Source organism: Nitrobacter hamburgensis X14, assembly GCF_000013885.1.
Classification (GTDB): domain Bacteria; phylum Pseudomonadota; class Alphaproteobacteria; order Rhizobiales; family Xanthobacteraceae; genus Nitrobacter; species Nitrobacter hamburgensis.
Map to the genome: position 1 here is coordinate 822,506 of NC_007964.1, position 22,181 is coordinate 844,686.

The window sequence follows — 22,181 nt, forward strand, 5'->3', positions numbered from 1 at the left end:
ATGCCGGGGCTCTCGTATTCACGAGAGAAGCCTTGTCGGTCTGTCAGCTGACGGCATTTTGCCTGAGTCTGCGTTTCGGGCGCGGCGCGAGCGTTCGTGACAGGCTTACTAACGATAGCAGCGGTGGCGGCCCGGGATGATGCTGTCGTGCCCTGGAAAATATCAAAGACAAATACGAAAGCATCGAAACAGAATTCTTGGGGAGCATGGCCTGCGGATTGCCCTCAAGCACTCCACGTCGGTTAGGAACGGCGTGTCTGCGAGTGTCGAAACCGCGGACGTTGTGTAGCAAGAGAGAACCAGAAAAGGAGAATCGCTATGAGTCAAAAATATCGAAGCCTATTTGCAGGCATTGCGGGAGTCGCGTTTGCCGGAGTTGTCACGCCTGCATTGGCTGCACCCTCATGCACGGTCTGGCCAAACACAATGGCGGCTCCTGATCTTAAGGTAGCAGTGGCCGCCAACTTCTTCGGGCCTGCGAAGGATCTCGTGACTGCGTGGACAGCGATCGGCGAGCCTGGAGCCGGAAAAAACGTTAACATCTGTCAAGATTCGACAGGCGTTCTTAACACTGAAATCCGCGCAGGGTCGTCTGGCTACAGTCTGTTCCTGGCTGCGGACGACACCACTCCCGACGCGCTTGTCGGTACAGGCTTTGTGCAGAGCGGCGCGACCTCGGACCTTTATGCCAATGGCATTCCGGTGCTCCTCGCGCTCCAAACCACGGTAAGCGATGTGCAGACGCTCATGCCGAGCGTTTCGAGTGGCGTTTCCGCGACGCTGTCCTCTCAAATGACCACGTCAACTCCGCTAAGCGTGGCGAACTCCCAGAACATCGCTGTCGCCGACCCAACGCCTGCCCCCTACGGCGACGCGGCATACATGATCATGCACGACATGGGCCTTTGGCCCACCAAGGGTACGGTGCCAACGGGCGTGCATAGTCCCCTTTATGGCAATATCACTCTGACGTTCAACTCGGTGACTGATACCACAAACAAGTCCGGATTCGTCTCCAAGTCGCAAATCTGCGCAGGCATCGCGCCGCATCATTCGTCCCCGCCCGACTACATCTATATTGCATTCACCCATTCGTCTTATATGCGAGTTCAGAAGGGCATTCTGATCGACTCCGGAGACGGCACCCAAAATGCTCTAGGGTCCAGCCTGAAGGACTACATGCTTTCGAACTCCGACCCAAACTTTTGGCCGAATTTCCTCGACGCCCACTGCTACGCGCCGATCTGAACCTTTGATTACTGTAGCATGAACGAAGTGCGGTTGGCGGACACAAGCCGTTAGGCCTTGCCAACCGCGACGAGAGCAATAACCATGGATGCATGGCGCTCTCTGCCGGCATCCATGGTTACGCAAGATGAACAGCCTAGCCGCGATCTTCGGGGTTACTGTCCTTCATTTGGCACGACGGCTGCACAAAACGCGGTGCGCTGCGATCCTCGCCGATAAGCGTCTCAAGCTTATTCAGCAAAGGCTTCGGCCTTGGGGTTATCATTCTCTCGGGAACTGCGGTAGCCGATACCGGGAAAGAGCGAGGCGTGGTACGGTTTTGCGCCCGTCGTGCCAATTTTGTATCACACACACACGACACAGATGACGTCGAAGCTGTCGAATTTTTTGAAGTTGTTGACGAATTTCTTCTAGAAGTTAGGTGGTCCCTCCCTCGCTACCGTCAAGACATCCCGTTAGAACGGCGCACGAATTTTCGGGCGCGCCGCTGCGTCTACGGCGGCCGATCTCATAGACGAGGGGGAGAGGCATGTGCGGACAGAGACATCGCCATGCGCGTCAAACTCCGGCTAAAGCCCGCCGCCTGGAAGGAAGCCATATTCCAGGAGGCGCCGCTGCGCATCCGGAGACATCAAGTAAAGCGCGAAACGATATGCAGCTTCCCTACGGTTCGCTTCCTTGATTGTCATCAGCATCGTCAGCCCATAGCTTATGGGCACAGCGAGCGCTTGAGGCACTTCGACTCGCGTGAGTGGCAAATCCGACAGCCTTTCAGTTCCGATGCCGATTTTTGTATGCGAACTGCAGTAACCAATGAAGACATCGGCCTGATGTCGCGAAAAGAAATAATGTGTCGCCGTTTCGCCTGCAGGCACTTTAGGGCTCGCTGGCCCTCCAACGAGCTGATGCGCCTTTCTAACGAGCGCCTCCTTCGCACCCGCGCGAACCGTGTCCGCTCGATCGAAGAACTGCCAGGCGTAATCTCCTCCCGGATCGGCACCGGGCGTCGAGGTGCCGATCTTTATTGACGGCTCAAGCAATGTGTCGAGCAACGTCTCCTGAGTCAGGCGAAGATCTGCGCGGCCGGTCACACAAAGTCGATTTCTGGCGAAGATGACAGGACGCGTGCCGACGCCTTCGACGAAAAGTCGCTGGGGGTGCGCCATATTGGCGGAAACGTAAACGTCCGCGCCGCCGTCCTTCCTAATTCTGTCCAGGAGCAGACCTGCCGGGCCGAATGTGAGTTCAAATCTCTGGCCCGTCGCCTTGGTATAATCGTCTGCAATCGCAGTGAGGACTCCGCGCGTGCTTCCGGCCGCGTAAACCCGCAGGGGCGCTGTCTGCCCCTCGACTTCCGCGCGACAGACCCGTGAGCCGACAATCGTCGCCAGAGCGACGACGCTTGCGCAGGCGACTGCGATAAATCGGGTCTTCACAGTTCACCTGTAGCGAAGCACGGACAGTCCGCGGTGCGCCCAAAGTGCCGGTAGCTGAACCTGTCGCATTATATCCATTCTGGGCGGCCGGCGTCACATTGGCCCAATAATGAAGATCCGTAACATTGAAAACGTCGAGCCTGAACGTGACCCGCTTGTCGGCAACGAGTTGCGCATAGCGCATGCCAAGATCGAGCACAGCGTAGCCGGAAACAAATGATATGTTCGCGTAGTCCGTGGGCCGGTTCGTCGCATAGGTGACGTTCCCGCTGAATGTCAGTCCTTGAACGGTTGGAACATGATATTCGAGCAAACAGTTCGTGACGAATTGAGATAGGCCAAGAATGCGTTGGCCGTCCGTTTGGGGCGATCCCGTATTGTAGAGCCGAGGGTCGATGAACGTCATCCCGCCGTGCACCGTCCATTCATCACTGATGGCGCCAGACGCCATCAGTTCAATTCCACGATTGATCTGCGTCCCTTTCACAGAAAAAACGTTATCCGATCCAGTGAAAGCATAAGGTCGTTCGATTCTGTAAAGCGCGGCATTCAGGTTGAAGCGCCCGAAATCGAATTTGGCGCCGAGTTCATATTGATTGCTTCGATAGGGGGCAAGGGTATCGCCCTGGTTGGCCGTGCCGGCCGGTGCGCTGTCGCCTTGCTGCAAGCTATTCGCGTAGGTGAAATAGGTCGTCATGTTTTCACGTGGCTTGAACATAACGCTGCCGAGCGGGCTCCATCCGTTAGCGTTATACCCGCCCGTGACGCCGCCAGACGTATTGTAGTTGTTGGTATCGATCCAACTGTCGCTGATGGCGCCCAACACCGACCATTGATCGTTGAGAGCAATGGTGTCTCCCAAGGTAATCGACTGCTGGAGGGTGTTCACAGATCTGTAGCGATCTTTGAAATCCGGAAAATTCGGCTCGGGAAAGGTCAACGGATTGTCGAGGCTGGCGCTGCCAGCCGTGAGTGCGCCAATCGTGAACGGCCTGTAGCGATCCCAGGAGAAACCGTTATTGGCGAGAAATAGATCGTGCTTGAGCGCACCCGTCTCGAAACGGCCATTCAGAATGGCTTGATTGCTGGTGACCGTGTCAAGACTATAGGTCGTTGTCGCCGCGGTCGTTACGTAACCTCCGGCGTTGTTGATGAGCGTATTTGTTGGAACCGTAGAGGCGCGATCGCTTGTGTTGCGCGAGACACCGGCGGAGAAGCTCCAGTTCTCGTTAAAATCATGCTTGATACGACCACTCAGGATCGTTGTCGTATTGTCGTCCCCTCCCCACGGCTGGCCGTAACCCACCCTTGTCGGATCGACCGCTGCTGGAAAGAGGACGCCCTTTGCAACGGCGAAGGTTCCAGGCAAACCCTCTGTTTTGTAATGATAAATACTCGCATTTGTCTCGAGAACCGTGTCGGGGCTAAAGTGAATGTCGCCGCCGAAACTGGCGAGCTGGCGTTGCAGTCGACTGTTGCCGACGTAGCTTGCGCCATCCTGATCGAGAAGGTTCAATCGATAGCCGAGGCGACGCTCCGGGTCGGCGAAGCCGCCAAGGTCCATGTGCGCGAGCCACTGGCCCGTGGAAAGATAGCCTCCCGTGAAGCGCTGCAATGGGTCGGCGGTCGGACGCTTCATAATGTAGTTGAAGGTTCCGCCCGGTTGAGCTGGGCCAAACAACGCGCCGGCGATTCCGTTCAACACGTCGATGCGTTGAAATTCTTCGATCGGATAGTCAGTTGTTGCCGCAATATTCAAGCCATCGATGCGGGTGTTTTGCACGACGCTTGCTTGAAGACCGCGCGTCTGTGGACGAACGTTCTCGCCCTGGACTGAGGGAATGAAGCGGAACGCTTCGCGCACGCTTTGAAGTTGCTGATTTTCAGCGAGCGCTTCCGAGACCGTATTGACTGAGAAGGGCGTGTCAATCAGGGGCTTCTTGCCCAGGGGCCCGAGCTCTACGCGGTTGACCTTATAATCAGGAGTCACATCGGCAGTTTGCGCCGCGTCGCTCCGGACATCGATTGTCGGAAGCATCTCTTGAGCCGACGCACTTCCACACAGTACTGCCAGGATCGACAAGGAAGGCAGCCTGCGAAAGCGGTACCGCTTGTGGCGACGGTCAGACGGCATCTGGTCTTCCTCGGCTGCGCGTATTGCTATATGTGTATGCATATAACGATGGCGCTGAACAGGGTGAAAATGGCACAGCGCCCGGATTTTGCGATGACGATCGGTGGATATTGCTGATTGCTTGAGGTTGCGTTGCAAGCCGCACGTGAACCGGGCGTTCAAACGAAGAGTGGCGCTATCAAGTCAGTAGGAACGAGGACGGGGAATGATGACGAGGATTGCAACAAGGGCGATACGTTTTGGTTTTGTCGTCGTGCTCGCTGTTCTTGCGGCTGCGGTGCAGGCGGACGCGCAGCAGCAACACGGTGCGCCCGACGCCGTCGCGGTTCCTGCCGGAATTTTGTCTTCGACGCCGACGTCCGCACCACCGGCGCTTGATGTGTCCCAGGGTTCTCCGCCTGCATCGTCGCTCTCGTCCGAAGCGGCTGCCCCGGACGCATCCGCGTCGCTTGCTGCTGTTCCCTCGTCCGCCGCGCCGTCGGCGTCATCGTCCACGCTCCCGCGCGATCTGTCGCCGTGGGGGATGTTCATGCAGGCGGACATCGTCGTGAAGGCGGTGATGGTCGGGCTCGCCTTTGCCTCGCTGGTGACGTGGACGATCTGGCTTGCCAAGGGCGTGGAACTGGCAGCGGCGCGGCGACGGGCGCAGAGTTGCGTGCGCAAACTTGCGCGCGCCGATAGCCTTGCGGCGGCGCAGGCCGAAACCGCGGACGGCTGGACCGGTCAGGGCACGGTGGCCGAGCTGTTGGAGGCGGCGGAGGGCGAACTCAAGCGCTCGCGCGATCTGACAGCCGAAGGCATCAAGGAGCGGCTGGCGATTGCGCTGTCGCGCATCGAGGCGAGGGCGGGCCGCGAGGTCGCCCGCGGCACCGGGCTGTTGGCGACGATCGGCGCCACCGCGCCCTTCGTCGGTCTGTTCGGCACCGTGTGGGGGATCATGAACGCCTTCATCGGCATCTCCCTGTCCAAGACCACCAACCTCGCGGTGGTGGCGCCGGGCATCGCCGAGGCGTTGCTCGCCACCGCGCTCGGTCTCGTCGCCGCCATTCCGGCGGTGATCATCTACAACGTGTTTGCGCGGGCGCTTTCGAGCTACCGAGCGCTGTTGTCGGACGCCTCCGGCGAAATCATCCAGCACATCTCGCGCGACCTGGAACGGCAGGAGCGGGGACTGGTCTCGTCGGTGGTGTCGCTGGGGCGCGCCCGCCCCGCCGCCGAGTGATGTGCCATGGCCGTATCGCTCAAGGACCCGCAGAACGGGGGCATCGACGAGCTCAGCGAGATCAACGTCACGCCGTTCATCGACGTGATGCTGGTGCTGCTGATCATATTCATGGTGGCGGCGCCGCTGTCGACGGTGGACGTGGCGGTGGACCTGCCGATGTCCAACGCCCAGCCGCTGCCGCGCCCGGACAAGCCGGTGTTCCTGACCGTCAAGCAGAACCTGACGCTGGCGCTTGGCAATGACAACGTGCCGCGCAGCGCCTTGCAGGCCACGCTGGATCAGCAGACCGGCAATGACCGCGAGCAACGCGTGTTCCTGCGTGCCGACGGCGCGGTGGCCTACAGCGAGTTCATGAACGTGATGAACCTGTTGCGCGACGCCGGCTATCTCAAGATCGCGCTGGTGGGACTCGAGGACACCGGGCAGGTGGCGCCAACGCCGGTGGCGGCGACGCGGCCATGAGGATCGACTGGCGCGATCCGGATGGCCGGATCGGCGGCACGGTCAGAGCGACCTCGGCGCTGCGCTGGACCGCGGCCGGGCTCGCCGTGGTCGCGCTGCACGCCGGCGGCATCTGGCTGGCGCTGAACTGGCCGGCGGCGGCAGAGGCGCCGGGCGATCCGCCGGCCGCGATCATGATGGAACTGGCACCGCTCGCGGTCGCGCCCGAGGTGCCACAGCAGGACATCGCGCCGGGGCCGCAGATGGTGGAGGCCGAGGAGCAGCCGGAGCCCGAAAAGCCGGTGGAGGAGAAGGTCGAGCCGCAACCCGAGCTGAAGACGCCGGTGGAGACCGAGATCAAGCCGCCGGAGCTGCCGAAGATGGAGAAGGCGGAGGTGGTGCTGCCGCCGAAAGCCGAGCGGCCGAAGCCGAAACCAAAGCCGAAGAAGAAAAAGCAGAAGAAGGCGCCGCGCACCACCGCGCCGCCCACTTCGCAGGCGCAGCGCGCGGACCGTGCCGTCGCGCCGGCCGAAGGGCTGTCGTCGTCGATGTCGCGGGCCTCCTGGCGCGGCGCGCTGATGGCGCATCTCAACCGCTACAAGCGCTTTCCGCCGGGCGCGGTCGGCACCGGCGTTGCGACGGTCGCATTCACGATCGACCGCTCGGGCCGCGTGCTCTCCGCGCGCCTGGTGCGCTCGGCCGGGGACGCCGCGCTCGATGCCGAGGCGGCGTCGCTGCCGCGCCGCGCCAGCCCCGTTCCCGCGCCGCCCCCCAACATCGGCGGCGGCTCGATCACGCTCGCCGTTCCGATCAGGTTCTCACGATGATGTCTGGCCACCCGCGATTACATTCAGCCGGCCGCGACGCTGCCGAACGGCGAATCCTCGATCAACGAGACTTACGGCGATTGGACGATCGACTGCCGGATCGTCGATCGCCAGAAGCAGTGCTCGCTCGCGCAGGCTCAAGGCAACCGCGATACCGGCCAGCGCATCTGCGCCATTGAGCTGCACCCGCCCGGAAACGGCAAGACCAAGGGCACCGTCCTGATGCCTTTCGGGCTCAATCTCGATGCCGGCGCCGTCCTCAAGCACGACGACAAGGACCTCTGCAAGGGACTGCGGTTCTCTACCTGCGCGCCGCGGGGCTGACTGTTGCCGGTGAGCTTCCCGAGCAGGGCAGAGTGTCCCGAATTTGCGCGAAAAAGCGGGCGCGCCGGGCATCGACGAAGCCCGTAGTAACCGCGTATCCTAGCTTGGAAATTCCGCCGACTGGCTGAGGGGCATGCACGAACTTATCGGCGATATCACGCTTTCCATCCTGTTTGCCTGGGGCCTCGGGCTGGCCGCTCATTTTTCCCGGCAGCCGCTGATTCTGGCCTATCTGCTGGCCGGGTTTTTCATCGGCCCGTTCGGGATGGGATGGGTCAAGTCGCAGGAATCGATCCAAACCATCTCTGAACTCGGCCTGATCTTCATGCTCTTCATGATCGGCCTGGAAATCGACCTGAAGAAGATCGTGCGCGCCGGGCGGGTGATCGTGGTCGCAGCCGGCGGTCAGCTCCTCGGCGGCTGTCTCCTCGGCGTGCTGTTTTTCATGGCGGTCGGCCTGCCCATGAGTCGCGGCGGTTTCGATGCGCTCTATCTCTGCGTCGCCTGCGCGCTGTCGAGCACGGTCATTATCGTCAAGGTCCTTTACGAGAAGCGCGAACTCGATACCCTGCCGGGCCGCATCACGCTCGGCGTGCTGGTGCTGCAGGATATCTTCGCGATCCTGTTCCTGGCGGTACAGCCCAGTCTCGACAATCTTCAGATGTCCATCATCCTGCTCTCGATCGCGCGGGTCGGCGCGCTGGTGGCGACCGCGCTGATTCTCAGCCGCTACGTGCTGCCTTATCTGTTTCACCAGATCGCGCGGCGCCCGGAGCTGGTGCTGCTCGGTGCGCTGGCATGGTGTTTTCTGATCGGCGAGATCGCTGAGCGGTTGCAACTGTCCCGCGAAATGGGCTCGCTGGTGGCCGGTGTGTCGCTCTCGACGTTCCCCTACGCGCTCGATGTTACCGCCAAGGTGACGACGCTGCGCGATTTCTTCATCACGCTGTTCTTCGTCGCGCTGGGCATGACCATTCCGATCCCGAACGGTTCGGTGATCGGGCTCGCGCTGATGATCGCGGCCTTCACGGTGGCGAGCCGCGTTGTCACGACCTTCCTGCCGCTGTACCTGATGAAGCAGGGGCTGCGCGCCAGCCTGCTGCCGGCGATCAATCTGGCGCAGATCAGCGAGTTCTCGCTGGTCGTGATCCAGACCGGCGTGGTTGCGGGACATATCAGGACGCAGACCGCGAGCGCCGCGTCGTTCGCGTTCGTGGTGCTGGCGGTGCTGAGTACGTTCGCGATCGGGCGCAGCGACCAGCTTTCGCGGCTAGGCATCAGGTTCCTGAAGCGGCTCGGTTTTCGGGACCTCGACCGCACCGAAGCCGGGGAGGGCGGACACAGCGCGGGAGAACATGGCGCGGGCGGCCATGGCGAACCGCGCCGCATCGTCATTCTTGGATTCTTCCGTGCTGCCAGCGCGCTCTTGAGCGAGATCGAACGCCGGGACGAGTCGCTGCTGGACCAGATCGCCGTGGTCGATTTCAACCCGGTGGTGTTCAGCACCCTTTCCGCCCGCGGCCTTCCCGTCACCTATGGCGACATCAGCAACGTCGATACGCTGCTGCATGCCGGGGTCGGCAGCGCCGAGATCATCATTCTGAGCGTGCCGGATTCGCTGCTCAAGGGCGCCAACAACGAAAAGCTCGTCCGTCACGTCCGCTCGCTCAACCCGACCGCCAAGATCATCTCGACGGCGGACCTGCTCTCGGACGTCGGGGATCACTATGCCGCCGGCGCGGATTACGTGACGGTGACGCGGCTGACCGACGCGCACGAGCTGCTCGCGGCGATCGAGGCCGCCGACAACGGACTCCTGGCCGACAAGCGCGCCGAGTCCGACGCGCTTCTGAGCGAGCGCCGGGAGGTGCTGCCGTAGGCCGATCCCGCTGCCAAATTCGCCGTGCGGATCATATATAGGGCGTGATGGCAGGGCCGCATTCCGGGTCTGTCGGTTGCAACGCTGCCCGCCCGCGCGTATTCCGCAAAAGTGGATACCGGTTTTGCGATCAGAATACGTGCAAGTTATTGATTGAGAGCATTTTCTTACGACTAACCGGATTCCACTTAGCCGGAAAATGCTCTAGAGCGTTTTCGAGCGAAGTGGATACCGGTTCGCGTGAAGAAAACGCGTCAAATCAAAATCATAGAGCCTCGCTTCTGATTCCATCAGAAGCGAAAAGGCTCTAGGTCATACGAACCTCCGTCAAACGGGAAAGTGCAGGTCATGTCCCATCCAATTCCGGAAGTGCTGGAGGCTTTTGCCAACGGCGAAATCGTCGCCGTCACCGATGATGACGACCGCGAGGGCGAGGGCGATCTGATCGTCGCGGCATCGCTCTGCACCGCGGAGAAGATGGCGTTCATCATACGACACACCTCCGGCATCGTTTGCGCGCCGATCACGACGGAGGAGGCGCTCCGGCTGCGGCTCGATCCGATGGTCGCGCATAACGAGTCCAATCATACCACGGCCTTCACCGTCTCGATCGATTACAAGCCCGATGGCGGCACCGGCATTTCGGCCGAAGAGCGTGCCTCCTGTTGCCGGGCACTCGCCAATCCCAACGCCGGCGCCAGCGACTTTGCCCGGCCCGGCCACATCTTCCCGCTGATCGCGCGCAACGGCGGTGTCCTGTTGCGCGCAGGCCATACCGAGGCGGCGGTCGATCTCTGCAAGCTGGCTGGCCTGCCGCCGGTCGGTGTCATCAGCGAATTGATGAACGACGACGGCACGGTGATGAAAGGCGAGCAGGTGGCGCGGTTCGTTGCCGCGCACGGCCTCAAGCATGTGACCATCGCCGATATCATCGCGTATCGTCAGGCGCGAGAGAAGCTGATTGAACGGGTCTCGGAGTTTACGATCGACAGCCCGATCGGACCGCTGCAGGGTTACGCCTACCGTTCGCCGTTCGATTCCATCGCCCACGTCGCGTTCGTCTATAACGGCATCGGCGACGGCAGGGATGTCCTGACCCGTTTCCACAAACCCGATATCGTGCGCGATATCTTCGCCGGGCCGCGGCGCATGGAGGTCGTGCTCGAGCATTTCGAGAAGGCCGGCAGCGGCGTGCTGGTGTGTCTGCGCGACGGTGCCGCCGGGGTGCCGGTGGCGCCGCTCCCCGAACACAAATCGGCGGAAGCCGACCGCAACAGGCAGTGGCGCGAGGTCGGCGTCGGCGCGCAGATCCTGCGCGATCTCGGCGTGACCTCGATCCGGCATCTGACCTCGTCCGCATACGACTACAAGGGCCTCTCCGGTTTCGGCATCGAGATCGCCTCCAACGAGCATCTTGAAAGCTGACGGCCGTTGTCATTTGCGGGTGTGAGCGCACATGCGCGGTCGCGCGTGCTCCGGAATGGCGTTGGTTCTGTCGTCGAATTATCTGTATATTGACGGGGAGCGATCCGGCTTTGCCGAGCGGTGTCCGGGGCGGTGTGAAAGGATTGTCATGAGTGTTCGCCCGCAAAGCAAGGACCAACCCGTGCCGGTCAGTTTCCAGTGGGACGATCCGTTCGGGCTGGACGATCAACTGACCGAAGACGAACGCATGATCCGCGACACCGCGCGCGCCTATGCGCAGGACAAGCTGCTGCCGCGCATCGTCAAGGCCTATCTGGAAGAGAAGACCGACCGCGAGATCTTCAACGAGATGGGCGAGCTTGGCCTCAACGGCATCACCCTTCCGGAAGAATATGGCTGCGCCAATGCCAGCTACGTCGCCTATGGCCTCGTCGCGCGGGAGATCGAGCGTGTGGACTCGGGCTACCGCTCGATGAACTCGGTGCAGTCGTCGCTGGTAATGTATCCGATCTATGCCTATGGCGACGAGAGCCAGCGCAAGAAATACCTGCCCAGGCTCGCGACCGGCGAATGGGTCGGTTGTTTCGGCCTGACCGAGCCGGATGCCGGGTCCGATCCCGGCGGCATGAAAACCCGCGCCGAGAAGGTGTCGGACGGCTACCGGCTGACCGGCTCGAAGACGTGGATTTCCAACGCCCCGATCGCGGACCTGTTCGTCGTATGGGTCAGGTCGGCGGCGCATGACAATCAGATCCGCGGTTTCGTGCTGGAGAAGGGCATGAAGGGCCTGTCCGCCCCGAAGATCGGCGGCAAGCTCAGCTTGCGTGCGTCGTGCACCGGCGAGATCGTGATGGATGGCGTGGTGGTGCCGGAAGAGAACCTGTTGCCGAACGTGTCCGGACTGAAAGGTCCGTTCGGCTGCCTGAACCGCGCGCGCTACGGCATCTCATGGGGCGTGATGGGCGCGGCGGAAGACTGCATGCATCGCGCGCGGAAATACGTGCTCGAACGAAAGCAGTTCGGCCGTCCGCTGGCGGCGACGCAACTGGTGCAGAAGAAACTCGCGGACATGCAGACCGACATCGCGCTCGGGCTTCAGGGCAGCCTGCGCGTCGGCCGGTTGATGGACGAGGGCAAGATGGCGCCGGAGATGATCTCCATCGTCAAACGCAACAATTGCGGCAAGGCACTCGATATCGCGCGGATGGCGCGCGACATGCACGGCGGCAACGGCATCCAGATCGAATATCACGTGATGCGCCATGCCGCCAATCTTGAGACCGTCAACACCTATGAGGGCACCCACGACGTTCATGCGCTGATCCTCGGTCGCGCCATCACCGGCATCCAGGCGTTTTCGTAGGAACGCTTTTGGAAACGCGGACGCGCCGACACGTACAACTGTCATCGCCCGCGAAGGCGGGCGACCCAGTATTCCAGAGCGCTTCGTCTTTCACGATTGGCCGGCGACTACTGGATACCCCGCTTTCGCGGGGTATGACCGGGTGAGGCGCTTCGCACGCTCGCGTGCGTCCGCCGACGCCAGTTAGGAACCGTAATGGCCGACACCTCCGACAATGACGACGTTCCGTTCAACCGTGACTTTCCGCTCAAGCCCGGCGTCGTCGAGGAGGTCGTGCCCGGTGTCCGCCGCGTGCTGTGCGACAATCCGAGCCCCTTCACCTTCACCGGGACCGTGAGCTACATCGTCGGCCGCGGCAAGGTCGCGATCATCGATCCCGGACCGGACAGCGAGGTCCATGCGAAGGCGCTGCTCGATGCGGTGAGGGGCGAGACCGTGACGCACATCTTCGTCACCCACACTCACAGGGATCATTCACCGAATACCGCCCGCATCAAGGCGGCCACCGGCGCGTCTGTTTATGCGGAGGGACCGCATCGCGCCTCGCGCCCGCGCTTTGAAAGCGAAAAGCACAATCCGGAATCCGGCGCGGATCGCGATTTTAGTCCGGACGTCCGGCTTCGCGATGGCGAGGTCGTGACCGGCGGCGGCTGGGCGCTGCAAGCCGTGACCACGCCGGGGCACACCGCGAACCATATGGTCTTTGCGTGGAAGGACCATAACATTCTTTTCGTCGGCGACCACGTCATGGGCTGGTCAACCTCGATCGTCGCGCCGCCGGATGGGTCGATGATCGACTACATGGCCTCGCTCGAGAAGCTCTCGCGCCGCGACGAGCAACTGTATTTCTCCGGTCATGGTCCCGAGATCCGGGATGCGCCGCGCTTTGTGCGATATCTTGCGCGACATCGCAAAGCGCGCGAGGCGTCGATCCTGCATCGGCTCGCAAAAGGCGAGGCCGATATCCCGACCCTGGTCCGCGCCATCTATATCGGTCTCGATCCGCGGTTGTCCGGCGCCGCCGGCTATTCGGTGCTCGCGCATCTGGAAGATATGGTGGCGCGCGGCCTCGTGCTCACGGACGGCGATCCCGTCATCGGCGGACGCTACCGGCTGGATCACGATGATTTTGGATCGAATTGATCCAAAATCATGAACATGATCGATTCCAATATTTGAGAGCGGGATGCGGGCGGAAAACCGCTACACACTTTTCCTCATCCCGCTCGAGCGTGAGCGCTATCGCTTGGTCGCGCCCCTGGCGGGAGGTTTGACCGGCACGCGCGGCTCCTTCGCCGGCTTCTCGACGCTGTTTTCGGCGGCGGCGTTGATGTCGTCGATCAGGCTGCTGACACGCGCGGCGTTGCTGCCGAGATCGTGTTCGAAATAACGCGACGACGAGCGGATATCGACGCGCGACCCGTCGCCGTCCGGCATGATGCGGATTGCGACGTCCTCGCGGAATCCCATGACGGACGTTTTCGCCACCGCCTCGATATGGCCGGGCTGCTGCGGCGGCTGCGGCGCGCGCTCGTCGATCACCAGCCATTTGCGTCGGGCGACGAGCCGTCGGACGATGTCGAAGGCGTGTTGGGCCGAGACATCGAGGTCGACCGGTTCGATCTCGGGATAGGCTGTGCGCTGCTGCGCGGCGGAATAAAGACCGGAATAGACAGCGGTGTTGGCGCCGTCGGCGCCGCGCAGCCGCGCCAGCGTGTCGAACCGCGGCGGATTGATCGGATCGGTGGTAATATCGTGGATCGGCGGCAGGTTGCGATACTGCACGGCGAGGTACGCGGGGTAGGCGAGGATCAGCACGTCCAGCAGCAACGCCGTCAGGATACGGCCTATGCCGCGCGAGCCGTCCCGCCAGAGTGCCACGAGCCCTGCGAACGCGACCAGGATGGACAGTCCGGCGCAGGTCAGCGCGCCGAAAAAGGTCGCCATCGCGGGTTTCATTTCGAGGAAGCCGAACCTGACGACCATAACAGATACCAGCGTCGCGACCGCCGAGAACACCGCGAGTCGCCGCGCCCAGGTGGCGAGCGCGGAGAACGGTTCGGATTGATAGGGCGCGGAAAACCTGCGGGCCATCGGAGCGTCCCGTTGCGGCGGTTGGTTCGAATCGGACCACTAGTACGTATTCCGCAAAAGTGGATATCGGCTTTGCGATCAGAATACGCGCGAGTTATAGATTGAGAGCATTTTCTTCACGCGAGCCGGATTCCACTTAGCCGGAAAATGCTCTAGCGCATTTCGCGGGGCGGCGAAACGTCGGCGTCTGCGCGGGTGAGGGCGGCGAACTCCGTAGCCAGAAAATCCAGCAGCGCCCGCACCGAGGGCAACAGCCCGCGTCGCGACGAGAACACCGCATGGACGATGCCGGCGCGGGGACTCCATTGCGGCAGCACGTCGACCAGTGCGCCGGAGTCGAGATCGGTTTTCACCACCATGGTCGGAAACTGCCCGACGCCGATGCCGCGCAGCGCCGCGAAGCGCAGCGCCACCATGTCCTCGGTGATGAGGCGCGGCACGTAGGGGATCAGCGCGGTGGCCTCATTGGGGCCGTCGAGGCACCATTCATGACGCTGATGCGGCGGCCCCCAGCCGATGCTGGGAAGCGTGGCGAGGTCGGCCGGAACCGGCGAGCGGATCAGCCTCTTCAGCAGGGCCGGGCTCGCCACCAGCCGCTGCGCGCTCTCAGCCAGCACCCGCATCACCAGATCGTTGTCTTCGAGCGGCGGAAAACGCACGCGCAGCGCGATGTCGACGCCATCGGCGATCACGTCGACCCGGCGCGGCGTGCTCTCCAGATGCACCTCGACGTCCGGGCACTCGGCCATGAAGCGGGCGACCATCTCGCCGACCTGAAAGTACAGCAGCGGCGGCGGACAACTCACGCGAACGATGCCTTGCGGTTTGCTGCGGGAGCGCTCTATCAGTTCTTGTGCCGCATCGGCTTCCACCAGCATGGCGACGCAATGGCGGTAATAATCCTGCCCGATCTCGGTGACGCTGAAACGCCGGGTCGAACGCTGGATCAGCCGGACCCCGAGCCTGTCCTCCAAAACCGCGATGCGGCGACTCAGCCGCGAGCGCGGCATCCCCAGCGCGCGGGCGGCGGCGGCGAATCCGCCATGATCGACCACCTGAGCGAACATCATTGTCTTATTTATAGGACAGTGAGGCGTGATATTGCCAGCTACCGGGCTATTTGTCTCGCCCCTATTCTCCATTGCAACACAGCGGCCGATCCGGCCGCGCCATGGAGGTTTATCATGAGAAAGATTCTCGGTGTTTTCAGCGGCCCCCGGCAGCATTGGGTCGGCGACGGCTTTCCGGTCCGCTCGCTGTTCTCGCACGCCAGCCACGGCGACCATGTCAGCCCGTTCCTGCTGCTGGACTATGCCGGCCCGGCGGACTTCACCCCGGCGGAGCAGCCGCGCGGCGTCGGCGTCCACCCGCATCGCGGCTTCGAGACCGTCACCATCGTTTATCAGGGTGAGGTCGAGCACCGCGACTCCACCGGCAACGGCGGGCTGATCGGGCCGGGCGACGTGCAGTGGATGACGGCGGCCTCGGGCATTCTGCACGAGGAGTTTCACTCGCGCGCCTTCACCAGGAAGGGCGGCACGCTGGAGATGGTGCAACTCTGGGTCAATCTGCCCGCCAAGACGAAGAACGCCGATCCCGGCTACCAGACCTTGCTCAACGCGGACATTCCGGTGGTCGATCTGCCGGGCGGCGCAGGCAAGCTGCGGGTGATCGCGGGCGAGTTCGACGGCCGAAAAGGGCCGGCGAAAACCTTCACGCCGATCGACATCTACGACGTGAAGCTCGACCGCAACGGCGTTGCCACGCTCAACCCGCGTGACGGTCACACCGTGGCGGTTGTGGTGCTCAAGGGCACGGTGCTGGTGAACGGCAGCGAGATCGCCCGCGAGGCGCAGTTCGCGCTGCTCGACCGTAGCGGCGGTGAGGTGACCATCGAGGCCAACACCGAGGCTTCGGTGCTGATCCTGTCCGGCGCGCCGATCGACGAGCCGGTGGTGATGCACGGCCCGTTCGTCATGAACACGGCGGACGAGATCCGGCAGGCCATGGCCGACTTCCAGAGCGGCCGCTTCGGCGCGATCCCGGCCTGATGACGACGAAGCGGGAGACGGTCCTTCGTCTCCCGCGTCCTTTGTGTTCTCGCCTCCGTGCACCAAGGAGAATGACGATGCCGACACCCTATAACCGTCTCGACAAGGACAAGGCCGCCGTCTTGATGGTCGATCATCAGGCGGGCCTGTTGTCGCTGGTTCGCGATATCGATCCCGACCGTTTCAAGAATAACGTGCTGGCACTGGCTGACCTCGCCAAATACTTCAAGCTACCGACCATTCTCACCACCAGCTTCGAGGACGGGCCGAACGGCCCGCTGGTGCCTGAACTCAAAGCGTTGTTTCCCGATGCGCCTTACATCGCGCGACCGGGCCAGATCAATGCCTGGGACAATGCCGAAGCAACTGATTATCGCCGGCGTCGTCACCGAGGTCTGCGTCGCGTTTCCGGCGCTCTCCGCCATCGAGGAAGGTTTTGAGGTGTTCGTGATGACCGATGCCTCCGGCACCTTCAATGAACTGACACGTCAATCAGCGTGGGATCGCATGTCGAACGCCGGCGCGCAACTGATGACGTGGTTCGGCGCCGCCTGCGAACTGCATCGCGACTGGCGCAACGACATCGAGGGACTGGGGGCACTGTTCTCCAATCACATCCCCGACTATCGCAATCTCATCACCAGCTACACCACGGTGAAGGGCGCGAAATAAGCGGTGGAGCCTGCGCAGCAAAGAAAACGCCCGGACCTCGCCATGTGCTTGATGGCTGTGACCTACGCTGCCGCGGTCGGCAGGCTGTAATCCTTGAACTGCTCACGCAGTGCTCTTTTCAGGATCTTTCCGGTGGCGGTGTGCGGGATGCTGTCGACGAATGCGACGTCGTCAGGCATCCACCACTTGCAGATCTTGCCATCCATGAAACCGAGAATCTCCTCGCGTGTCACGCTCTCGCCCTCCTTGAGCCGGAGGATCAGCAGCGGGCGTTCGCCCCACTTCGGATGGTGCGCGCCGATCACGGCGGCTTCCGCCACCTTGGGATGACCAACCGCGAGATTTTCCAGATCGATCGACGAAATCCATTCGCCTCCCGACTTGATCACGTCCTTTGTTCGGTCCGTGATCCGCACGTAGCCGTGCTCGTCAATGGTGGCGACGTCGCCGGTGTCGAAGAAACCCTGCTGGTCGAGGATGGTGTCCTCGACGCGGTAGTAGGCGCCGGAGACCGCGGGGCCTCGCACCATGAGCCGGCCGCAGGTGTTGCCGTCCCACGGCAGTTCCTTGCCGTCGTCGTCGGTGATCTTCATTTCGACCGTGAATGGCGCATAGCCCTGCATCTGCAGAAAGTCGAGCTTGGCGTCTCCCTTGAGGTGGCTGAACTGGCCCTGTAGCCCGCCGACGGTGCCGACCGGCGACATTTCCGTCATACCCCATGCGTGTCGCACCTCGACGCCCATGTCGTCGAACGCCTTGATGATCGAGCGCGGCATCGCCGAGCCGCCGCAGGCCACGACCTTGAGGTCCGGCAGCTTGAGGTCGTTCTTCTCCATGTGTTGCAGCAGCATCAGCCACACGGTAGGCACGCCCGCTGTGAAGGTGACCTTCTCGGTCGACAGCAGTTCGTACACCGATGCGCCGTCGAGTTTGGCGCCGGGCATCACCAGCTTGGTGCCCATCGACGGCGCCGAGAACGCGATGCCCCAGCTATTGGCATGGAACAGCGGCACCACCGGCAGCACTGTATCCTTCGACACCGCGCCAAGCGCGTCGCCGTTGCTGGTCATCATCGAATGCAGCACGTTGGAGCGATGCGAATACACAACGCCCTTCGGATCGCCCGTGGTCCCCGAAGTGTAGCACATCCCCGCGGCAGTATTCTCGTCAAACATCTTCCAGGCAAAGTCGCCGTCGGCTCCCGCGATCCAGTCTTCGTATGCGACCGCATTCTTCAGCGTGGTCTGCGGCAGGTGCGCCTTGTCGGTGAAAACGATGTAGCGTTCCACGCTCGGCAGCCTGTCGGCGATCTTTTCCAGAATCGGAATGAAAGTGATATCGGTCATCACGATGCGGTCTTCTGCATGGTTGATGATCCAGGCGATTTGGTCCGGAAACAAACGGGGGTTGACGGTATGGCAGACGGCGCCGATGCCCATGATGCCATACCAGGCCTCGAGATGACGCCAGGTGTTCCATGCGATGGTGGCGACGCGGTCGCCGAGCTTGATGCCTTCGCGATCGAACCGCTGCGCGAGTTTCAGCGCCCGGCTGCGAATTTCGGCGTAATTTGTCCGATGAATCGGACCCTCGACCGATCGCGTGACCACCTCACGCCTGCCGTGAACCTTCGCCGCATGATCGATGATCCGGTGACACAGCAAGGGCCAGTCTTGCATCAAGCCGTGCATTCGAACGTTTCTCCTGATCCTGGCCCAGGGGTTATCGTTGTCCCGCAGGGATTGGCATGAAGACCTTTAGCGCGGGGATTGCTCGTCGCAAACGGCCGGTTGGCGGTGTAAGCCGCGACCGATTGGCCATGGTTGCGCTCGCAGTCCTCTTCATGCCGGTGGCGGCTTTGGCCGGGACCGGGATTCCGTTGCCGCAGCCGCGCCCGGCGGCAGCAACGGTGCCCGACGGCAAGGATGCCAAGCAGGCGAGCGAAGGGGCGCCCGCGACGCCCGAGACTTCGCCGGCGCCTTCTGCCTGCCGTCTGGCGCTGACCGATGCGGTGGCCATCGCCCCGAGCATCCCCGCGATCACGGGGCCGGGCGTGTGTGGGGGGGCCGACCTGGTCCGGCTCGAGGCGGTTGTGCTGCCGGATCGGACCCGCGTTCCGGTCAAGCCGGCCGCCACGCTGCGCTGTACGATGGCTTCGGCGATCGCGGACTGGATTCGCACCGACATGGCGCCGCTGGCAGAAGGGCTCGGAAGCCGCGTCAGCGAGCTCGACAATTTCGATTCGTTCGAATGCCGGGGACGCAATCGGATTGCCGGAGCAAAGCTGTCCGAACACGGGCGCGCCAATGCGCTCGACGTTCGTGCGGTCAGGCTTTCCAACGGCCGGGCGATCGCGCTGACCGATCGTAAGGTCCCGCGCGAGTTGCGCGAAAAGCTGATGCGCTCGGTCTGCGCGCGCTTCACGACCGTCCTTGGACCGGGCTCGGACGGTTATCACGAAAATCACATCCATCTCGATCTCGCTGAACGCCGCAACGGCTACCGGATCTGTCAATGGGACATTTACGATCCGATGCCCACGGCCGCGCCGTTGCTGCCGGCCGAACGCCCGACGGAAGCATCGCGGCGCGAAACGGCGGAAGAAAAGGACAAGGCGTCGGAAGCGCTCCCGGAGCGCGAGGCGTTGCCTCGTGACGCCTCACAAGCTGGGCCGGCAGCGGCCGTGCCGGCGGATGTGGTGCCTCAGCCCCGGAAGCGACCTCCGTCCGCCCAGGCAGCCGGCAGGCCTGCGAGGGATTCGTCGAAGCCGTTGCCATCCGCTTCAGTGCCGTCAACACGGCTTTCAGCCGCGAAGCATGTGAAGCGGAAGCGGCATACCAACCTGCCGCCGTTCCTCAGGCCGCTGTTCGACTGATGGCGGCAAAAAAAAGAAGCGCCGGAGAACCGGCGCTTCCGTAAATTTAAGGAGTCGCTTCGATCAGTTAAAGCTGCCGCCGCCGCCCCGCAACGCCATCTTTGAGCTGTAGGGCGAGTCGCCGTGATGCGGCTCCAGCACCACGACCACGGTGCCCATCTTCACCCGGTCGTAGAGGTCGATGACGTCCTCGTTGGTCATGCGGATGCAGCCCGAAGAAATCGAGGCGCCGATGTATTCCGGCTGGTTGGTGCCGTGGATGCGGAACAGCGTGTCCTTGCCGTTGGCGTAAAGATACAGCGCCCGCGACCCCATCGGATTGTCGGGGCCGGGAGCCACGTATTTCGGTACCCCAAGGCGCGCGATCTCGCCGGGCGTCGGGTGCCAGGAGGGCCATTCGGTCTTGGCGCCGACCTTTGCGATGCCTGACCATGCCATCGCTTCTTCGCCGACGGTGATGCCGTAACGGATCGCCTTGCCGCCGTCGAGCACGTAATAGAGATAGTGGTTGTCGGAATCGACCATGATCGAGCCCGGCGTTTCCTTGCGGTGATAGTCGACGATCGCGCGGCGGAACGGCGCGGCCACCGGCGTTTTCACGTAGGAGACCTTGGACAGCAACTCCTTGTCGCGCGGCGTGAAGTTGCTGGTGTTGGTGGCCTCGTAGTGTGTGGCCTGCATGCAGCCCGACAGCATCAGGCCCGCAGCCAGGATCCCAAGCTTAACCCAAAAAGACGACATTGTTGCTTTCCAAATGCCCCGCTGAATCATGGCAATTTGCGCCCGAAAGACCAAGATTCCTCTGCGATCCATTATTGTCAAAATTCCCTAAAATTCCAGTACTTAGAGGGTCCTGTCGCTACGCAGCACAGCGCCTGTGGCATTTTTGCCGCAAAAATACCACGCCCGACATTGAATTGCGGAATTGCGCCGCTTTTCCATGGACGAGGGGGATGTGGGCGGCTGCTTCCCCGCGGCCAACGAATAACAGCATCCGATCACCGCGACGGCCCTTTGTCGGGCTTGCCAAATCGCTGGGATTGGGCGCACTCCAGATCGTCCATGCCCACGCTGAATCCACGCCGTCATCCCCGGAGGTCCAATGCTCTCGATCTTCGCGCCGGCCAGCGCCGCGCTGCGGAAAAGCAGCCCGGCCGATCTCACCACACTGCCGGACAACGCGGTATGGATCGATCTCGAGAAGCCGACGCCGGAGGAGGATCGCGCGGTGGAGCGGCTCGCCGGAGTTGCAGTGCCGACCCGGGAAGACATGCAGGAGATCGAGATTTCCTCGCGTCTCTATGTCGAGAACGGCGCGCGCTACATGACCGCCAGCCTGATGTGTGGCACCGAATCCGGCGCGCCGCGCATCACTCCGATCACCTTCATCCTGTCCAACCATCGCCTCGTCACCGTGCGCTACGACGCGCCAAAACCGTTCGCGCTGGTGGAGAACAAGCTGGCGCGCGCCGCCGCACAGGGCTTGACCGGCGAGGGCGTGCTGCTCGAACTGCTTGACGCCGTGATCGATCGCTGCGCCGACATTCTGGAGCGCGCCGGCGCCGACGTCGATCAGGTCAGCCACGATATCTTCGAGCCGGACGCATCGGCGCGCACCGGTCGTGCCAAGCGCTATTCCGAAATCCTGATCGCGATCGGCCGCAAGGGCGATCTCACCTCGAAGGTCCGCGAGAGCCTGGTCTCGATCGGCCGTCTCGTCACCTTCGTCGCCGCAGACTCCGACAGCGACAAGTGGTCGAAGGAGATGCGCGCGCAGCTCAAGACCATGCAGCGCGACGTCGCCTCGCTGACCGATCACGCCTCCTATCTGTCGAACAAGATCACCTTCGTGCTCGACGCGATGCTCGGCGTGGTCAATCTCGAGCAGAACAACATCATCAAACTGTTCTCGGTGATGGCAGTGGTCTTGATGCCGCCGACGCTGATCGCCTCGATCTACGGCATGAACTTCAAGCTGATGCCGGAGCTGGATTGGCCGCACGGCTATCCCTTCGCGCTCGCCATGATGGTGATCGCGGCGGTGCTGCCCTACATGGTCTTCAAGTGGAAGAAGTGGCTGTGAGCGGAAGCCCTCTCTGGAGCCGTTCCGGCTTTTTGTTTGACGCGTTGTCTTGACGCGAACCGGTACCCATCCTCGGATCAGGCCCGAGCATATCCTTCGCTCCA

General features: G+C 62.4%; 20 protein-coding genes. 14 read left to right on the forward strand and 6 right to left on the reverse strand.

Translation table 11 applies throughout. The annotated features are described in order from the left end of the window. Nucleotides 1-318: 318 nt before the first annotated feature. Nucleotides 319-1,248: a substrate-binding domain-containing protein gene (locus NHAM_RS03855; RefSeq protein ID WP_011509329.1), complete on the forward strand. Its 930-nt coding sequence runs from the start codon at nucleotides 319-321 to the stop codon at nucleotides 1,246-1,248. Nucleotides 1,249-1,817: 569 nt separating this feature from the next. On the opposite strand, the gene NHAM_RS03860 is transcribed toward NHAM_RS03855, so the two are convergent. Further along, nucleotides 1,818-2,579 (reverse strand): substrate-binding domain-containing protein, encoded by a 762-nt coding sequence (locus tag NHAM_RS03860; RefSeq protein WP_086008340.1) that lies wholly within the window; start codon nucleotides 2,577-2,579, stop codon nucleotides 1,818-1,820. Beyond that, a complete protein-coding gene (locus NHAM_RS03865) occupies nucleotides 2,494-4,818 on the reverse strand; it encodes a TonB-dependent receptor (RefSeq protein WP_011509331.1) in 2,325 nt (774 codons plus the stop codon). The genes NHAM_RS03860 and NHAM_RS03865 overlap by 86 nt, the downstream gene beginning before the upstream one ends. 208 nt (nucleotides 4,819-5,026) lie before the next feature. Here NHAM_RS03865 and exbB point away from each other — a divergent pair, with 208 nt between their 5' ends. The 8 genes from exbB to NHAM_RS03905 all read left to right on the forward strand — a co-directional run bounded on the left by exbB (nucleotide 5,027) and on the right by NHAM_RS03905 (nucleotide 13,445). Continuing rightward, the gene (gene exbB / locus NHAM_RS03870; RefSeq protein ID WP_011509332.1) at nucleotides 5,027-6,040 is read left to right on the forward strand and encodes a tonB-system energizer ExbB; all 1,014 of its coding nucleotides are present in this window, start codon (nucleotides 5,027-5,029) and stop codon (nucleotides 6,038-6,040) included. 6 nt (nucleotides 6,041-6,046) lie between these two features. Further along, a complete protein-coding gene (gene exbD / locus NHAM_RS03875) occupies nucleotides 6,047-6,505 on the forward strand; it encodes a TonB system transport protein ExbD (protein ID WP_011509333.1) in 459 nt (152 codons plus the stop codon). Next, nucleotides 6,502-7,311 carry an energy transducer TonB family protein gene (locus tag NHAM_RS03880; protein WP_011509334.1) on the forward strand — a complete coding sequence of 270 codons (810 nt, stop codon included), beginning with the start codon at nucleotides 6,502-6,504 and terminating at the stop codon, nucleotides 7,309-7,311. Before exbD ends, NHAM_RS03880 begins: the two co-directional genes overlap by 4 nt. A 99-nt stretch (nucleotides 7,312-7,410) precedes the next feature. Further along, on the forward strand, nucleotides 7,411-7,635 hold the full coding sequence (locus NHAM_RS24475; protein WP_245270048.1) for an invasion associated locus B family protein: 225 nt from the start codon (nucleotides 7,411-7,413) through the stop codon (nucleotides 7,633-7,635). A gap of 133 nt (nucleotides 7,636-7,768) precedes the next feature. Next, on the forward strand, nucleotides 7,769-9,514 hold the full coding sequence (locus NHAM_RS03890) for a cation:proton antiporter (RefSeq protein WP_011509335.1): 1,746 nt from the start codon (nucleotides 7,769-7,771) through the stop codon (nucleotides 9,512-9,514). 348 nt (nucleotides 9,515-9,862) lie between these two features. Further along, nucleotides 9,863-10,939, forward strand: a complete 1,077-nt coding sequence (gene ribB, locus NHAM_RS03895) for a 3,4-dihydroxy-2-butanone-4-phosphate synthase (protein ID WP_011509336.1) — start codon at nucleotides 9,863-9,865, stop codon at nucleotides 10,937-10,939. A gap of 148 nt (nucleotides 10,940-11,087) precedes the next feature. Beyond that, nucleotides 11,088-12,302, forward strand: coding sequence for an acyl-CoA dehydrogenase (locus NHAM_RS03900; RefSeq protein WP_011509337.1), 1,215 nt, complete (start codon nucleotides 11,088-11,090; stop codon nucleotides 12,300-12,302). Between the two features lie 195 nt (nucleotides 12,303-12,497). Beyond that, nucleotides 12,498-13,445: an MBL fold metallo-hydrolase gene (locus NHAM_RS03905; RefSeq protein WP_011509338.1), complete on the forward strand. Its 948-nt coding sequence runs from the start codon at nucleotides 12,498-12,500 to the stop codon at nucleotides 13,443-13,445. A gap of 96 nt (nucleotides 13,446-13,541) precedes the next feature. Here the strand turns inward: NHAM_RS03905 and NHAM_RS03910 are convergent, their stop codons facing one another. Together NHAM_RS03910 and NHAM_RS03915 are read right to left on the reverse strand one after the other, a co-directional pair. Then, nucleotides 13,542-14,396: a DUF1499 domain-containing protein gene (locus NHAM_RS03910; RefSeq protein WP_011509339.1), complete on the reverse strand. Its 855-nt coding sequence runs from the start codon at nucleotides 14,394-14,396 to the stop codon at nucleotides 13,542-13,544. 152 nt (nucleotides 14,397-14,548) lie between these two features. Beyond that, a complete protein-coding gene (locus tag NHAM_RS03915) occupies nucleotides 14,549-15,466 on the reverse strand; it encodes a LysR substrate-binding domain-containing protein (protein WP_011509340.1) in 918 nt (305 codons plus the stop codon). A 114-nt stretch (nucleotides 15,467-15,580) separates the two neighbouring features. Here NHAM_RS03915 and NHAM_RS03920 point away from each other — a divergent pair, with 114 nt between their 5' ends. The 3 genes from NHAM_RS03920 to NHAM_RS29200 all read left to right on the forward strand — a co-directional run bounded on the left by NHAM_RS03920 (nucleotide 15,581) and on the right by NHAM_RS29200 (nucleotide 17,119). Further along, nucleotides 15,581-16,447 (forward strand): pirin family protein, encoded by an 867-nt coding sequence (locus NHAM_RS03920; RefSeq protein WP_011509341.1) that lies wholly within the window; start codon nucleotides 15,581-15,583, stop codon nucleotides 16,445-16,447. A 77-nt stretch (nucleotides 16,448-16,524) separates the two neighbouring features. Further along, nucleotides 16,525-16,887, forward strand: a complete 363-nt coding sequence (locus NHAM_RS29195; RefSeq protein WP_245269983.1) for a hypothetical protein — start codon at nucleotides 16,525-16,527, stop codon at nucleotides 16,885-16,887. Continuing rightward, a complete protein-coding gene (locus tag NHAM_RS29200) occupies nucleotides 16,802-17,119 on the forward strand; it encodes an isochorismatase family protein (protein WP_245269984.1) in 318 nt (105 codons plus the stop codon). The genes NHAM_RS29195 and NHAM_RS29200 overlap by 86 nt, the downstream gene beginning before the upstream one ends. A gap of 62 nt (nucleotides 17,120-17,181) precedes the next feature. Here NHAM_RS29200 and NHAM_RS03930 read toward each other — a convergent pair whose 3' ends face one another. Beyond that, nucleotides 17,182-18,810 (reverse strand): fatty-acid--CoA ligase, encoded by a 1,629-nt coding sequence (locus tag NHAM_RS03930; RefSeq protein WP_011509342.1) that lies wholly within the window; start codon nucleotides 18,808-18,810, stop codon nucleotides 17,182-17,184. A 128-nt stretch (nucleotides 18,811-18,938) separates the two neighbouring features. Between NHAM_RS03930 and NHAM_RS03935 the strand changes: the two genes are divergently transcribed. Beyond that, nucleotides 18,939-19,994, forward strand: coding sequence for an extensin family protein (locus tag NHAM_RS03935; RefSeq protein WP_041357677.1), 1,056 nt, complete (start codon nucleotides 18,939-18,941; stop codon nucleotides 19,992-19,994). A gap of 63 nt (nucleotides 19,995-20,057) precedes the next feature. Here the strand turns inward: NHAM_RS03935 and NHAM_RS03940 are convergent, their stop codons facing one another. Further along, on the reverse strand, nucleotides 20,058-20,735 hold the full coding sequence (locus NHAM_RS03940; protein WP_041358706.1) for a L,D-transpeptidase: 678 nt from the start codon (nucleotides 20,733-20,735) through the stop codon (nucleotides 20,058-20,060). A 361-nt stretch (nucleotides 20,736-21,096) separates the two neighbouring features. On the opposite strand from NHAM_RS03940, the gene NHAM_RS03945 reads away from it, so the two are divergent. Further along, nucleotides 21,097-22,077, forward strand: coding sequence for a magnesium transporter CorA family protein (locus NHAM_RS03945; RefSeq protein ID WP_011509345.1), 981 nt, complete (start codon nucleotides 21,097-21,099; stop codon nucleotides 22,075-22,077). The last annotated feature ends 104 nt before the right edge of the window (nucleotides 22,078-22,181 follow it).

Bases quoted from the DNA above. Each gene is read 5' to 3' on its own strand.
- NHAM_RS03915 (WP_011509340.1), bottom strand. From the start codon at position 15,466: ATGATGTTCGCTCAGGTGGTCGATCATGGCGGATTCGCCGCCGCCGCC.
- exbD (WP_011509333.1), top strand. From the start codon at position 6,047: ATGGCCGTATCGCTCAAGGACCCGCAGAACGGGGGCATCGACGAGCTC.
- NHAM_RS03940 (WP_041358706.1), bottom strand. From the start codon at position 20,735: ATGTCGTCTTTTTGGGTTAAGCTTGGGATCCTGGCTGCGGGCCTGATG.
- NHAM_RS03910 (WP_011509339.1), bottom strand. From the start codon at position 14,396: ATGGCCCGCAGGTTTTCCGCGCCCTATCAATCCGAACCGTTCTCCGCG.
- NHAM_RS03865 (WP_011509331.1), bottom strand. From the start codon at position 4,818: ATGCCGTCTGACCGTCGCCACAAGCGGTACCGCTTTCGCAGGCTGCCT.
- NHAM_RS03935 (WP_041357677.1), top strand. From the start codon at position 18,939: ATGGTTGCGCTCGCAGTCCTCTTCATGCCGGTGGCGGCTTTGGCCGGG.
- NHAM_RS03905 (WP_011509338.1), top strand. From the start codon at position 12,498: ATGGCCGACACCTCCGACAATGACGACGTTCCGTTCAACCGTGACTTT.
- NHAM_RS03945 (WP_011509345.1), top strand. From the start codon at position 21,097: ATGCTCTCGATCTTCGCGCCGGCCAGCGCCGCGCTGCGGAAAAGCAGC.
- exbB (WP_011509332.1), top strand. From the start codon at position 5,027: ATGACGAGGATTGCAACAAGGGCGATACGTTTTGGTTTTGTCGTCGTG.
- NHAM_RS03855 (WP_011509329.1), top strand. From the start codon at position 319: ATGAGTCAAAAATATCGAAGCCTATTTGCAGGCATTGCGGGAGTCGCG.
- NHAM_RS29195 (WP_245269983.1), top strand. From the start codon at position 16,525: ATGCCGACACCCTATAACCGTCTCGACAAGGACAAGGCCGCCGTCTTG.
- NHAM_RS03920 (WP_011509341.1), top strand. From the start codon at position 15,581: ATGAGAAAGATTCTCGGTGTTTTCAGCGGCCCCCGGCAGCATTGGGTC.
- NHAM_RS03900 (WP_011509337.1), top strand. From the start codon at position 11,088: ATGAGTGTTCGCCCGCAAAGCAAGGACCAACCCGTGCCGGTCAGTTTC.
- NHAM_RS03880 (WP_011509334.1), top strand. From the start codon at position 6,502: ATGAGGATCGACTGGCGCGATCCGGATGGCCGGATCGGCGGCACGGTC.
- NHAM_RS03890 (WP_011509335.1), top strand. From the start codon at position 7,769: ATGCACGAACTTATCGGCGATATCACGCTTTCCATCCTGTTTGCCTGG.
- NHAM_RS29200 (WP_245269984.1), top strand. From the start codon at position 16,802: ATGCCGAAGCAACTGATTATCGCCGGCGTCGTCACCGAGGTCTGCGTC.
- ribB (WP_011509336.1), top strand. From the start codon at position 9,863: ATGTCCCATCCAATTCCGGAAGTGCTGGAGGCTTTTGCCAACGGCGAA.
- NHAM_RS03930 (WP_011509342.1), bottom strand. From the start codon at position 18,810: ATGCACGGCTTGATGCAAGACTGGCCCTTGCTGTGTCACCGGATCATC.